A 12,498-nucleotide genomic window follows, 5' to 3' on the forward strand; every position below is an offset into this window, starting at 1 on the left:
GGGACCAGGGCAAAGAAATGGCCCAGCACAAGAAAACCACCCTGGCCACCGGGATCGACATCTACTTCTGCGACCCCCACGCACCCTGGCAACGCGGCACCAACGAGAACACCAACGGCCTGCTCCGCCAATACCTCCCCAAAAGCACCGACCTCACCCAGCACACCGCCAAGGACCTCGCACACATCGCCACCGAACTCAACGGACGACCCCGCGAAACCCTCAACTGGCACACACCCACCGAAGCACTCGAAGCACTACTCTCAGGCCAACAAACAATGCGTGTTGCAACCACCATGTGAATCCACCAGTCCTTCACGGACTCAGACACAGGCCTCTGGCCCCAACAACGATGGCGCGCGGAGGCCCCTTCGCGACCGCCTGTACCGATAAGCTCGAAGGATCATGACCGCACAAGCCGAACCCGTCCCGGAGACCACCGAGCACCTCGTCGAGGTGTTGAAGGCGCTCGCCAACCCGATCCGCCTCCAGGTGCTCGGGTGGCTGCGCGAACCGGACCGGCACTTCCCGCCGGAGAACGCGATCGCCGATCAGAACGAGGTCGGCGTCTGCGTCAGTCATCTCCAGGCGAAGCTGGGGCTCGCGCAATCCACCGTGTCGGCGTACATGGCGTTGCTGCAGCGCGCCGGGCTCGTCCGGTCCACCCGTGTGGGCAAGTGGACGCACTACCGCCGTGACGAACAGCGGATCGCGCAGCTCGTCGACCTGCTGGGACGCTCCATCTGAGCTCAGGTCGAGTACAACATATCGAACATCTGCGATACTTCGATATGTTGTACTCGACCTGAGGAGAGACAGATGGAACTGGGGCGTTTCGGGATCTGGACGTTCGACTTCGAAGACCAGCCCGCGAGCATGCTGCGGGATTCGTTGCGGGAGCTGGAAGAACTCGGCTGGCCGTCGATCTGGATCCCGGAACGGGACGGGCGGGAAGCCCTGACCCACGCCGGATTCCTGCTCGCGTCCACCGAACGCATGGCCGTGGTCAACGGGATCGCGCGGATCGGCTCCCGCGGTGCGCGCTGGACCCGCGGCGCCGCCCTCCTGCTGGCCGACGCCTATCCCGGCCGGCACGTCCTGGGGCTCGGCTTCGGTGGCGCGCGTCCCGGCGTCAAGCCGCTGGAGGCCATGAACGACTACCTCGACGAACTCGACACGGTCACGAGTGCCAACCCGTTGCCTGCCGTGCCGATCCGGCGCCTGCTGGCCGCGTACGGACCGAAGATGCTCGATCTGGCCCGAGACCGCTCCGAGGGCGCGCACACCTATCACGTGCCGGTGTCGCATACCGCCAAGGCGAGGGAAGTGCTGGGGGAGAAGGCCTTCCTCGGCGTCGAGCACGCCGTGCTCTTCGAAACCGACCCGGGCAAGGCGCGCGGGATCGCTCGCGAGCATCTGCACGGCTACCTGACGTCGGAGTACAACGTCGCCAAGTTCCTCCGTCTCGGCTACACGGAAGCAGACCTCGACGGTGGCCGCGGCAGCGACCGGCTCGTCGACGATCTCGTGTTCTGGGGCGATCTCGACACTGTCACCGCGAAACTGCGCGGCCATCTCGACGCGGGCGCCGACCATGTCGGGATCCAGGTCATCGGCGTCGAACCCGGCGAGTCGGCCATGCCGCACTGGCGACGGCTGGCCGAGTCGCTGCTGCCGGGCTAGCGGACCTGCCCGGTCGGGCGGACCACGATCTCGTTGACGTCGACCGAGGGCGGTTGCTCCAGCGCGTAGAGCACCGCCCTCGCGATGTCGTCGGGTTCCAGTTTCGGCTTGGACTTCGAGTCCTCGGGGATCATCGAGGTGTCCACCAGACCCGGCTGCACGACGGTGACCCGGACGCCGGTGCCGACGGCCTCCTCGCGGATCGATCCGGCGAGCCCGGTCACCGCCCATTTAGTCGCCGAGTAGAGGTTCCCCGGCCGGTGGTAGCGCCCGGCGACCGAACCGGTGAGCACGAGGTGCCCCTTCGATTCCGCCAGTGATGGCAGGGTTGCCCGTGCGGTGAGGGCGGTGCCGTAGACGTTCGTCAGCACCATGTCCCGCCACTGCTCGGGGTCCGCGCCGCCGTCGCCGAAGAACGAGACCACGACGCTTTGCCCCGCATTGGCGAACACCGCGTCCAGCCCGCCGAAGGTGGTCTTCACCGTCTCGACCGCGGAGGACAGCGAACCCCAGTCGGTGACGTCGACCGCGACCGCGAGGGCGCGATCCTCGCCGAACTCGGCGACGAGGGGGAGCAGCGCCTCGCGATCGCGGGCGAGCAACGCCAGCCGGAACCCGGCCGCGGCCGCGCGGCGTGCGGTGGCCTCGCCGAGACCGCGGGAGGCGCCGGTGATCAGCAGTACTCGATCGTTCATGCCTCCAAACTAGGCGGCGTGTACGTCTCCCATTCGGGCACCGGTTCGCCGGTGAGGGAAGCACCGAGCCGGTCGAGATAGAAGTGCCAGCCCTTGGCGATGTCCGAGGTGTCCCAATCCGGCTTGGGCATCCGGTGCACGAAGTCGAGCACCGTTCCGTCGCCGCGCGGTGTCAGCGTCAACTCCACTCGCCAGGTCGGCTCGTCGGTGTTGTGCAGATCCATGGCCAGCCGTTTCGGCGGATCGCATTCGCGGATGATGGCGGGCGACGGTTCGGAGCCCTCCTCCGCGGTCATCAGCAGCATGATCGTGTTGCCGACCCCTGTTTCGCCCGTCCATGTGCCGATCCAGCGGGCCGTGCGTTCGGATTCGGTGAGTGCCGACCAGACGTCTTCGATCGGGTCCGGATACTCGCGCCGGAGTTCGAGCCGGGTTTCGTCTTCGTTCATGATGCTGTCCATGATGCGAAGATAACCGTAGGCTTAATTAAGCGTCAACTTATTCGTTGGTCAGCACCAGCCGCCCGCGGAGCCCGCTCGCGGCAAGGCGTTCGTGCGCTTTCGCCACCTCGTCCAAGGGCGCCGTGTCCGCGACCCGCAGAGCGAGCGTGCCTTCGTCGACGAGGGCCGCCAGATCGGCCAACGCGGCGCCGTCCGCGCGGATCCAGACGTGCTCGACCCTGATGCCGCGCAAGGGAATCGGGGCCGCTCCGGCCGCGAACACCACGAACCGGCCACGGTTCGCGACGGCGTCCAAGGCTTCGAGCCCGAGCAACGCGGTGTCGAGTGCCGCATCGACGCCGCCGGGGATCACCGCGCGCACGCGATCGGCCAGGAAGTCGCCGCGCGGAACGAAAACCTCCGCGCCGAACCCTCGGACCAGTGCCTCGTCGGCGGGACCGGCGACCGCCACCACGCGAAAACCGCGGGCCTTGGCCAAGGTGACCGCGTAGCCGCCGACAGCACCCGCCGCACCGGTCACCAGTACCGTCGCATCTGCTGGCAGGTCGAGCAGATCGAGGGCCTGGACCGCGGTGAGACCGTTCAACGGCAGGGTCGCGGCCTCCACGAGGGATGCCGTCCGCGGGGCAGCGGCGACCGCGTCCGCGTCGAGCACGACGAACTCGGCGTGCGTGCCGAGCGCCGTCGACGGCCGGTCCCGCAGGCCGATCACGGCGTCGCCCGTGGCGAACCCGGTGACACCGTCGCCCACCGCGTCGACGGTCCCGGCGACATCCCAGCCGATCCCGATCACCTCACGCGGCGGGATGATCCCCGCCTCGGTGAGAAAACCCGAGCGGGTCGCGGCGTCGACCGGGTTGACCCCGGCCGCGGCCACCTTCACTCGTATCTGACCGGATCCCGGGACGGGCACCGGGATCTCGGTGAACTCCAGGACTTCCGGACCGCCGAACCGGCGGACCACCACTGCGCGCATCGTTCTCCTCCAAGGGGATCGTTCCAGGCGAACGTATGGGGAGTTACTCTCCATCGGGAAGTACGCACCTCGAGGTGCCCAACCCACGCGGAGGTACGCGCACCGTGGTCACGCGCACGGCACAAGAACGGCGGAACGAGGAGAAACGGGCCTACGACGCCTATCTCGCGGCCTGTCCCGCCCGGAAACTGCTCGACGAGGTCTCGGGTAAGTGGGTGAGCCTCGTCCTCGTCGCCCTCGGAGACGGGCCCCAGCGCTACAGCGACCTCTCCCGCCGGATCGCCGGCGTCAGCCAGAAGATGCTCACGCAGACCCTGCGGACCCTGGAACGCGACGGCCTGCTGACCCGTACGGTCACCGCTTGCGTGCCGGTGCGGGTGGACTACGAACTGACGGAACTCGGCCGGAGCCTCCGGCAACTGCTGGCCGGGATCAAGGACTGGGCCGAGACGCGCTTCGACGAGGTCGAGACCGCCAGGGATCGTTACGACGCGCGATCGGCGGCTGTCACCATCGGGTCGGACGGCGCGGGCTAGGGTAACCGGGTGTCCACCGCTCGCGCCGAACGTCTGGTCAACCTGGTTCTGGCCCTCCTGTCCACTCGGCAGTACCTCACCGCCGAGCGGATCCGGGGCATCGTGCCCGGGTACGCCGACGCGGCCAGCGACGAGGCGTACTTCCGGATGTTCGAGCGCGACAAGACCGAACTGCGCGAACTCGGCATCCCGCTGGAGACCGGCCGCAATTCCGCGTTCGACGCGATCGACGGCTACCGCATCGCGCGGCGCGACTACGAACTCGGCGAAATCGACCTCGCGCCCGACGAGGCGACCGCGGTCGGCCTCGCCGTCCGGCTCTGGGATTCCCCGGAACTGACCGGTGAGGCCCAAGGCGCGCTGGTGAAGCTCCGCGCGGCGGGCGTCGAGGTCGACGATCACGCCCCGACGGTCGTGGAGCCCCGCGTCCGCGCGGAACCGGCGTTCGGTCCGTTGCTCGCCGCCGTCCAGGCCGGGCAGGCGGTGCGCTTCGAGTACCGCCGCAGCGGTTCGGCCGAACGCAAGATCCGTACCCTGGAACCCTGGGGCGTGGTGTCCTGGAAAGGTCGCTGGTACGTCGTCGGGCACGACAGGGACCGCGGCGCGTCCCGCTGCTTCCGCCTTTCGCGCGTGACAGGGAAGGTCGACGCCTTCGGCCCACCCGGCGTCGTCGAACGCCCGGAGGGGGTCAACCTGCTGCGGATGGTCTCCGCCAGCAGCAGTGAGGACCCGTCCGCCGTGACCACGGCCAGTGTCTGGGTCGCCGACGGCAGGGCCGCCGGGGTCCGCCGCCGCGGCCGGGTGGTCGGCCGCAGCGACGCCGGGGGAGAAGAAGGCGACCTCGTGGAGATCGAGCTGTACTACCCCGAATCCGCCGCCGACTGGCTCACCGCCCACGGCCCGGACGTCCTCGTTCTCGAACCCGAGGTCCTCGCGAAGTCCGTCTTCAGCCGCCTCGAGGCCATCGCGCACGCCGGCGGTGCCCGATGAGCTCCACCGGACGGATGCCGCGGCTGCTCGCGCTCGTGCCCTATCTGCTCGCCAGGCCCGGGATCAAGATCGACGACGCCGCTCACGACTTCGACGTCACGCCCAAGCAGCTCCGCAAGGACCTCGAACTGCTGTGGATGTGCGGGCTGCCCGGCTACGGCCCCGGCGACCTGATCGACCTCTCCTTCGAGGGCGACACGATCGTCGTCACGCACGACGCCGGCATGAACCGCCCGTTGCGGCTCACCGGCGGCGAGGCGACGGCCATGCTCGTCGCGCTGCGGGCACTCGCCGAGACGCCGGGCGTGGTCGACGCCGACGCGGTCCGCCGCGCCATCGCGAAGATCGAGGCCGCGGCAGGCCAGGCCCAGCCGTCGGGGATCGTCGTCGGCGGGGGAGTGCGGGAAGGCAAGAAGACCGCAGGCACCCGCGAAGCCGTCCGGGCCGCTCTCACCGCGAAGCGCGCGTTGCGGATCCGGTACTACACGGCGTCGAAGGACGAGATCACCGAGCGCACCGTCGATCCGATGCGGCTGCTCATCGTGCAGGCGGTCGGCTACCTCGAAGCGTGGTGCCGCCGGGCCGAGGATGTCCGGCTGTTCCGCCTCGACCGTATCGACGAGCTCACCGTGCTCGACGAACCCGCCGTCCCGCCGGCACACGCGCGGCCCACTGACATTTCCGATGGTGTTTTTCGACCGCGCCCCGATCAGCGGGAAGCCGTCCTCGTCCTCGATCCCGACACACGCTGGGTAGCCGAGTACTACCCCTGCGAGGAGCTCGACGAGCTCGATGGCGGACGCCTGCGGATCCGGATGCGCTACGCCGACGAGTCCTGGATGGTCCGGCTGATCCTCGGTTTGGGCGGAGACGCACACGTCGAAAGCCCTGCCGCGCTCGGTGAGGCAGTTCGTCGACGCGCGGCCGACGCGCTGGCCCGGGCTCGTCACCTAACGTCAACCTACGAGCAGTAGGGTGACGCCGTGTCGTACCTGCCGAGCATCGCGCTCGCCGTCGCCGGGCTGCTCCTGCTCTTTGTTCTGCTGATCAAATTACGCAGAGTCTTGCGCGTGCTCACCCATACGATGAGCATGGTGGCTACGAACACCCGAAAACGGACAGGGCTCCTTCGCGCCCGGTCGGCCGCGCTCCGCGTGGCGATCGCGGAACGACGTGGGCTCGAAGACCGGTAACATCACACCTGAGAGACTCGAGAAGGAGGCCGCAAACGATGAACGCGCTGCAGCCGTGGCACATCATCATCCTGGTGCTCGTCGTTGTCCTGCTGTTCGGCGCCAAGAGGCTTCCGGACGCCGCGCGGTCCATCGGCAAGTCCATGAAGATCTTCAAGGCCGAGACCAAGGACATGGCCGGGGACAAGGACAAGGCCGCCGAGACCGAAGAGGTCGAGACCAAGCAGCTGCCGCAGGCCACCACGCCCGCGCCTGCCGCGAACGCGCAGGACAAGCAGGTCGCGGACCTCCAGCGTCAGCTCGACGACCTCAAGAAGCAGCAGGCCGCCACGCCCGCTCCGGCCGAGCAGGCGCAGAAGAACGCCAGCTGAGCGGTCTTTTTAGCAAGCCCAGCGGAGCCTGTTCGCGGATGAGCGCGCCGAAGTCGCGGCGCGCTCATGGTGGACCCTGACGAGAACGGACTGTCCAGTGGCGGATTCCGCCTCCGGTGAGGAGCGCCGCGGCACGAAGCGGCGCAAGCGCAGCCGTCGGAGCAACCCCGACGGCACGATGACGCTCATCGAGCACATCTACGAGTTCCGGCGCCGTCTGGGTTTCGCGCTGCTCGCCATCCTGGCCGGCGGGATCATCGGTTTCCTCTGGTTCCAGACCAGGGTGGGCCCGATCCCGTCACTGGGCCAGATCATGACCGGTCCGTACTGCGGCATCCCGTACCAGCGCAGGCTCGGTGGTTCCCCGACCGGCCCTTGTCAGCTGCTCCAGACGGTCCCCTTCGAAGCCTTCATGATCCAGCTGAAGGTCGGTATAGCCGCGGGCGCGGTGCTGCTGGCGCCGCTGTGGCTCTATCAGATCTGGGCGTTCATCGCGCCCGGCCTCTACTCGAAGGAGCGCAAGTACGCGCTCACCTTCGTCTTCTTCGCGTCGATCCTCTTCGCCACCGGCGCCGTGCTCGCGTACCTGCTCATCCCGCACGCTCTCGAGCTGCTGATGAACTTCGGTGGCGACCAGTTCATCACCGCGCTCACCGGTGACAAGTACATCTCGTTCATCCTGTCACTGCTGCTGATCTTCGGCGTCAGTTTCGAGCTCCCGCTGTTCGTGGTGATGCTGAACCGCGTCGGCGTCCTGAAGTACCAGATGCTGAAGAAGTGGCGCCGCGGCCTGATCATGGTCGTGTTCGTCTTCGCCGCCTTCGCGACGCCCGGTTCGGACCCGTTCTCGATGATCGCCTTGGCGGGCGCGCTGGTGGTCCTGCTGGAGATGTCGATCCAGATCGCACGCTTCCACGACCGCAAGCTCGACAAGGAACGCGGCACCGAGGGCTGGGACCAGCTCGACGACGACGAGGCCGCGCCGTTCGACTACACGCCGAGCAAGATCGACGAGGAGCCGTCTGCCGCCACGAACGGCAAGCGCACCAGCACCGACGACGTCACCTGAGCCGGGGATGCACGCGGCACTGGCCGTCCACCCCGCCTCCGGTAACGGGGCCGCTGGTCGGTTGATGGAGTCGGTCGCGGCGCGGCTGCGGCCCGTCGTGGACCGGCTCGACGTCCTCGTCGCCGACACGGTCGAGGAATCCCGCGCGCTGATGACCGACTCGCGTGCGGCCGGGCTGGACGTCCTCGTCGTACTCGGCGGCGACGGCGCGGCGCACCAGGGCGTGCAGTTCTGCGCCGAATCCGGCGTCGCACTCGGGCTCGTGCCCGCGGGTACCGGCAACGACTTCGCCAGGGCACTCGCGATCCCCGAACGGCCGCACGCCGCCGCCGATCTCGCCGCCAGGCGGATCGTGGACGGGAAACGACGGAGGATCGACCTCGGCCGGGCCGGTGGCGAATGGTTCGCCACGGTCCTGTGCTCCGGCTTCGACGCGCTGGTCACCGAACGCGCCAACCGGCTGACCTGGCCTCGCGGCCCGCGCCGCTACGACGTCGCGATACTGGCCGAACTCGCCGCGTTCCGGCCCCGCCCGGTCGTGCTCCGCACCGACGTCGAGACGATCGAACTCGACGCCACCATGATCGCCGTCGGCAACACCCCGTACTACGGCGGCGGCATGCCGATCTGCCCCGGCGCGGACCCCGAAGACGGCCTGTTCGACGTCACGGTCGTCGGGAACGCGACCAGGCGCGACCTGATCCGCATGCTGCCCGGTGTCCGGTCGGGAGACCACATCGCCCATCCGGCGGTGCGGGTCCTCAAAGCCAGTCAGATCCACTTGGCGGGCAGCGACCTGCCCGTCTACGCCGACGGGGAGCCGCTGGGCAGGCTGCCGATCGACGTCACCTGCGTCCCCGGCGCGCTCACCGTCGTCGCGTGAGCCCGGCGTAGTCACCCGCGCGCCACACCTGCCCGCGGAACGTCGCGGCCGACATGAGTTCGCCGCCCGGGAAGAACACCCCGCCGCAGCGGTGGCAGAACCACGCCTGCCGCCAGTAGTCCAGCGCGGCGGGGATGCCCCGCCGGATCCGCGCGTTGCGCCGCATCCGGAGCACGAACAGGACGGCGAACAAGGCGACCAGCGCGAAGGCGCCGAACGGGAAGATCGACGCCCCGATGTACTGCGCGGCCCTGCCGTCGGCGGTCGGCGCGATGTTCTCGTCCAGCACGTCGTTCGCGAAGGCGAGGAACACGAACGCGGGGATCAGCAGCACCAGCGCGAGCGCCAGGAAGCAGCCGCCGCCGCGGGGCACCGGATACGGGTTGAGCGACGCCGCCGTCGCGGTCACCGACACGCCGGTGTGCGTCGTCGCGGTGTAGACCACGCCGTCGCCCGCCGGGATGGCCGTCATGCCGCCTTGCACCCGGTAGGTGGTCTGGCCGCTCTGGAACACCGCCGGCACACTCTGCACCTGGTCGACCTGCGCGCACTGCGGGCAAGCGATCTCCATGGCGTCCCCTCTCGACCTCGGATCCGGCCCTTGGATGACACGGGCGCCGCGGCCGTTCCCGAGATCGTCACACCGAGTGCGAACTGTCGGTGGGGTATGGAACCCTGACGAAGTGGTCAATAGCCCTCCTCAGACCCCGGCCGAGGCATACGCCGCCTCCCAGCGCCGCGGCCGGTACCCCCAGCTGACCCGCTTCGCGGCGGAATCGTCGTTCGAATTCGACGACTTCCAGGTCCGCGGCTGCGAGGCGCTCGAAGACGGTCACGGCGTGCTCGTCTGCGCGCCCACCGGCGCAGGGAAGACAGTGGTCGGCGAGTTCGCGGTGCACCTCGCCCTCGCCGAGGGCCGCAAATGCTTCTACACGACACCCATCAAGGCGTTGTCGAACCAGAAGTACGCAGACCTCGTCGCCCGCCACGGCGCCGACGCCGTCGGCCTGCTGACCGGTGACACCTCGATCAACGGCAACGCGCAGGTCGTGGTCATGACCACCGAGGTCCTGCGCAACATGCTCTACGCCGGGTCCTCGACCATCGGCGAACTCGCGTACGTGGTGATGGACGAGGTCCACTACCTCGCCGACCGGTTCCGCGGCGCGGTCTGGGAAGAGGTCATCCTCCACCTGCCCGAGCACGTCCGCGTCGTCGGCCTGTCGGCCACGGTGAGCAACGCCGAGGAGTTCGGCGAATGGCTCGTCGAGGTCCGCGGTGACACGTCCGTCGTCGTCGACGAGCACCGCCCCGTGCCGCTGTGGCAGCACATGCTGGTCGGCAACCGGCTGCTGGATCTGTTCGCAGGCCAGGAGGAAAACGCGCCGGGCGCCGAACTGCGGATCAACCCGAGCCTGCTTCGCCGCACCGAGGAGATCGGCGGGCGGTTCGCCCCGGCCGGGTTGCGCGGGCCGAGAGGCCGTCGAGGCGGGCCGTCGCGGATGCCGAGGTACCGGCCGCCGTCCCGTACCGACACGGTCGAGCGGCTGGACAACGCCGGCCTGCTGCCCGCCATCGTGTTCATCTTCTCCCGCGCCGGCTGCGACGCCGCTGTCGGCCAGTGCGTCCGGTCGGGCCTGCGGCTCAACGGCCCCGAAGAGGTCGAGAAGGTCCGCCGCATCGTCGCCGAGCGCACCAAGGACCTGCCCGAAGGCGACCTCGGCGTCCTCGGGTTCTGGGAATGGCGTGAGGCTCTCGAACGCGGTATCGCCGGGCACCACGCCGGGCTGCTCCCGGCGTTCAAGGAGACCGTCGAGGAGCTGTTCGTCCAGGGCCTCGTGAAGGTCGTCTTCGCCACCGAGACGCTGGCGCTCGGCATCAACATGCCCGCGCGCACCGTGGTGCTGGAACGGCTCGTGAAGTACAACGGCGAGGCACACGTCGACCTGACGCCGGGGGAGTACACGCAGCTCACCGGGCGAGCGGGGCGGCGCGGCATCGACGTCGAAGGCCACGCCGTCGTCGCCTGGCAGCCGGGGATCGACCCGAAGCAGGTCGGCGGGCTGGCCTCGACCAGGACGTACCCGCTGCGGTCGTCCTTCCGGCCCGGCTACAACATGGCGGTGAACCTGGTCGCCCAGGTCGGCGCCGAGGCGGCCCGTGACCTGCTGGAGCAGTCGTTCGCGCAGTTCCAGGCCGACCGGTCGGTGGTCGGGACGGCGCGGCGGATCGAGCGGAACAAGGAGGCCCTGCGGGGCTACACCTCCGCCATCACCGGCGATTTCGACGAGATGCTGGAGTACGTCGATCTGCGCGCGAAGATCTCCGCCCGGGAGAAGGCACTCTCGCGGCAGAACACCTCCGCTCGCCGGGCCGGCACCGCCGAGTCGCTGGAGAAGCTCCGCAAGGGCGACGTCATCGCCGTGCCCGCGGGACGCCGCGCGGGGCTCGCGGTCGTCGTCGACCCGGGGCTCGACCCGATCCGCGAACCGCGGCCCGTCGTGGTCACCGAGGACCGCTGGTCCGGCCCGCTCTCGGTCTCCGACTTCCCGGCGCCGGTGGAGGCGCTGGGGAACATCAAGCTGCCGAAGCACATCGAGCTGCGTTCGCCCAAGACCCGTCGTGACATCGCCGCGAGTCTGCGCAACGCGGGAATCTCCCTGCCCGGCAGGCAAAAACGCCGCGCCGGGGCCAATGAGGACGGTGAGCTGGCCGCGCTGCGGCGTGCGCTGCGCGCGCATCCTTGCCACGGCCTGGCCGAACGCGAGGCGAATCTGCGCTGGGTCGAGCGGTACCAGCGGCTCACCGCCGAAACCGAGCAACTGGAACGCAAGGTCGCCGCGACCACACATTCGCTCGCGCGCGCCTTCGACCGCATCCTGCGGCTGCTCGGCGAACGCGGCTACCTCGGCCCCGAGTCGAAGGGCGACGGCGAGAACCGCGTCACCGAACACGGCAAGCGGCTCACCCGCCTCTACAGCGAGTCCGACCTCCTCGCCGCCGAATGCATCCGACACGACGTCTGGGAGGGCCTCACCCCGCCCGAACTCGCCGCGGTCGTCTCGACGCTGGTCTTTGAGGCGCGCCGGGACACCGCGGGGGAGCCTCGCCTGCCCCTGGGCAAGGTGGTCGACGCCTGGCAGGCGACCACGCGCCTGTGGATGGAGCTCACCGAGGACGAGCGGCGCCACAAGCTCGACCGCACCCGCGAGCCCGACGCCGGTTTCGCCTGGCCCGTCTACCGGTGGGCCCGCGGCGAGTCGCTGGAGAAGGTACTCACAGCCGCCGAAGCGAACGGGCAGGAACTGTCCGCGGGCGACTTCGTGCGGTGGTGCCGGCAGGTCATCGACCTGCTGGACCAGATCCGCGACGTCCTCGGTAAGGCGGATCCGGTCGGGGCGGCCGCTTCGGACGCGGTGAAGGCTCTGCGGCGCGGAGTCGTGGCGGCCGGCGGCGCGTAGCCGGACGTGCGTGAAGGGGTCCCGGCAAAGTCGCATAGCCGCTGGTCGATGCCGTTCTTGGCATCCGGATTTGCCTGGTGAGGGGCGCCTGCGAAGGGTCGAGTGGGGAGGATTTGGGACGTTCAACGTCCCAAATCCTCCCCACTCGAGGTCCTTCACGTACTTTGGGCAGGTGTGAAG

At 69.2% G+C, this 12,498-nt stretch carries 15 protein-coding genes; 11 read left to right on the forward strand and 4 right to left on the reverse strand.

What is annotated here, in order from left to right:
- The 3 genes from DL991_RS29910 to DL991_RS29920 form a co-directional block, all read left to right on the forward strand.
- On the forward strand, positions 1-302 hold a 302-nt coding region (locus DL991_RS29910), incomplete at its 5' end, for an IS30 family transposase (protein ID WP_125787594.1).
- A gap of 103 nt (positions 303-405) precedes the next feature.
- The gene (locus tag DL991_RS29915) at positions 406-747 is read left to right on the forward strand and encodes a helix-turn-helix transcriptional regulator (protein ID WP_125787707.1); all 342 of its coding nucleotides are present in this window, start codon (positions 406-408) and stop codon (positions 745-747) included.
- 72 nt (positions 748-819) lie between these two features.
- On the forward strand, positions 820-1,683 hold the full coding sequence (locus DL991_RS29920; protein WP_125787708.1) for a TIGR03620 family F420-dependent LLM class oxidoreductase: 864 nt from the start codon (positions 820-822) through the stop codon (positions 1,681-1,683).
- Here the strand turns inward: DL991_RS29920 and DL991_RS29925 are convergent.
- The 3 genes from DL991_RS29925 to DL991_RS29935 are packed head-to-tail and all read right to left on the reverse strand — an operon-like array spanning position 1,680 to position 3,815.
- A complete protein-coding gene (locus DL991_RS29925; protein WP_125787709.1) occupies positions 1,680-2,378 on the reverse strand; it encodes an SDR family oxidoreductase in 699 nt (232 codons plus the stop codon). The two genes, DL991_RS29920 and DL991_RS29925, sit on opposite strands and share 4 nt — an antisense overlap.
- Positions 2,375-2,839 carry an SRPBCC family protein gene (locus DL991_RS29930; RefSeq protein ID WP_233599060.1) on the reverse strand — a complete coding sequence of 155 codons (465 nt, stop codon included), beginning with the start codon at positions 2,837-2,839 and terminating at the stop codon, positions 2,375-2,377. Before DL991_RS29930 ends, DL991_RS29925 begins: the two co-directional genes overlap by 4 nt.
- 37 nt (positions 2,840-2,876) lie before the next feature.
- The gene (locus DL991_RS29935; protein ID WP_125787710.1) at positions 2,877-3,815 is read right to left on the reverse strand and encodes an NADP-dependent oxidoreductase; all 939 of its coding nucleotides are present in this window, start codon (positions 3,813-3,815) and stop codon (positions 2,877-2,879) included.
- 104 nt (positions 3,816-3,919) lie between these two features.
- Here DL991_RS29935 and DL991_RS29940 point away from each other — a divergent pair, with 104 nt between their 5' ends.
- The 7 genes from DL991_RS29940 (at position 3,920) to DL991_RS29970 (ending at position 8,857) form a co-directional block, all read left to right on the forward strand.
- Entirely contained in the window at positions 3,920-4,351 is a 432-nt protein-coding gene (locus DL991_RS29940; RefSeq protein ID WP_125787878.1) for a helix-turn-helix domain-containing protein, read from the forward strand.
- A gap of 9 nt (positions 4,352-4,360) precedes the next feature.
- Positions 4,361-5,341: a YafY family protein gene (locus tag DL991_RS29945; protein ID WP_125787711.1), complete on the forward strand. Its 981-nt coding sequence runs from the start codon at positions 4,361-4,363 to the stop codon at positions 5,339-5,341.
- Positions 5,338-6,315: a YafY family protein gene (locus DL991_RS29950; RefSeq protein ID WP_125787712.1), complete on the forward strand. Its 978-nt coding sequence runs from the start codon at positions 5,338-5,340 to the stop codon at positions 6,313-6,315. Before DL991_RS29945 ends, DL991_RS29950 begins: the two co-directional genes overlap by 4 nt.
- 9 nt (positions 6,316-6,324) lie before the next feature.
- Positions 6,325-6,534 (forward strand): bacteriophage holin, encoded by a 210-nt coding sequence (locus tag DL991_RS29955; protein ID WP_125787713.1) that lies wholly within the window; start codon positions 6,325-6,327, stop codon positions 6,532-6,534.
- A 38-nt stretch (positions 6,535-6,572) separates the two neighbouring features.
- The gene (gene tatA / locus DL991_RS29960) at positions 6,573-6,905 is read left to right on the forward strand and encodes a Sec-independent protein translocase subunit TatA (protein WP_125787714.1); all 333 of its coding nucleotides are present in this window, start codon (positions 6,573-6,575) and stop codon (positions 6,903-6,905) included.
- A gap of 97 nt (positions 6,906-7,002) precedes the next feature.
- Positions 7,003-7,974, forward strand: coding sequence for a twin-arginine translocase subunit TatC (tatC, locus tag DL991_RS29965; protein ID WP_125787715.1), 972 nt, complete (start codon positions 7,003-7,005; stop codon positions 7,972-7,974).
- A gap of 7 nt (positions 7,975-7,981) precedes the next feature.
- Complete coding sequence (locus DL991_RS29970) at positions 7,982-8,857, forward strand: diacylglycerol kinase family protein (RefSeq protein ID WP_125787716.1); 876 nt, start codon at positions 7,982-7,984, stop codon at positions 8,855-8,857.
- On the opposite strand, the gene DL991_RS29975 is transcribed toward DL991_RS29970, so the two are convergent.
- Positions 8,841-9,428, reverse strand: coding sequence for a hypothetical protein (locus tag DL991_RS29975; protein ID WP_125787717.1), 588 nt, complete (start codon positions 9,426-9,428; stop codon positions 8,841-8,843). The genes DL991_RS29970 and DL991_RS29975 overlap by 17 nt on opposite strands.
- 112 nt (positions 9,429-9,540) lie before the next feature.
- Between DL991_RS29975 and DL991_RS29980 the strand changes: the two genes are divergently transcribed.
- Complete coding sequence (locus tag DL991_RS29980) at positions 9,541-12,318, forward strand: RNA helicase (protein WP_125787718.1); 2,778 nt, start codon at positions 9,541-9,543, stop codon at positions 12,316-12,318.
- The last annotated feature ends 180 nt before the right edge of the window (positions 12,319-12,498 follow it).

It is taken from the genome of Amycolatopsis sp. WAC 01375 (assembly GCF_003947325.1).
Taxonomy (GTDB): Bacteria; Actinomycetota; Actinomycetes; order Mycobacteriales; family Pseudonocardiaceae; genus Amycolatopsis.

Coding starts and splice junctions, on each gene's coding strand:
- tatA (WP_125787714.1), top strand. CDS start 6,573: ATGAACGCGCTGCAGCCGTGGCACATCATCATCCTGGTGCTCGTCGTT.
- DL991_RS29970 (WP_125787716.1), top strand. CDS start 7,982: ATGCACGCGGCACTGGCCGTCCACCCCGCCTCCGGTAACGGGGCCGCT.
- DL991_RS29930 (WP_233599060.1), bottom strand. CDS start 2,839: ATGGACAGCATCATGAACGAAGACGAAACCCGGCTCGAACTCCGGCGC.
- DL991_RS29975 (WP_125787717.1), bottom strand. CDS start 9,428: ATGGAGATCGCTTGCCCGCAGTGCGCGCAGGTCGACCAGGTGCAGAGT.
- DL991_RS29915 (WP_125787707.1), top strand. CDS start 406: ATGACCGCACAAGCCGAACCCGTCCCGGAGACCACCGAGCACCTCGTC.
- DL991_RS29920 (WP_125787708.1), top strand. CDS start 820: ATGGAACTGGGGCGTTTCGGGATCTGGACGTTCGACTTCGAAGACCAG.
- DL991_RS29950 (WP_125787712.1), top strand. CDS start 5,338: ATGAGCTCCACCGGACGGATGCCGCGGCTGCTCGCGCTCGTGCCCTAT.
- DL991_RS29935 (WP_125787710.1), bottom strand. CDS start 3,815: ATGCGCGCAGTGGTGGTCCGCCGGTTCGGCGGTCCGGAAGTCCTGGAG.
- DL991_RS29925 (WP_125787709.1), bottom strand. CDS start 2,378: ATGAACGATCGAGTACTGCTGATCACCGGCGCCTCCCGCGGTCTCGGC.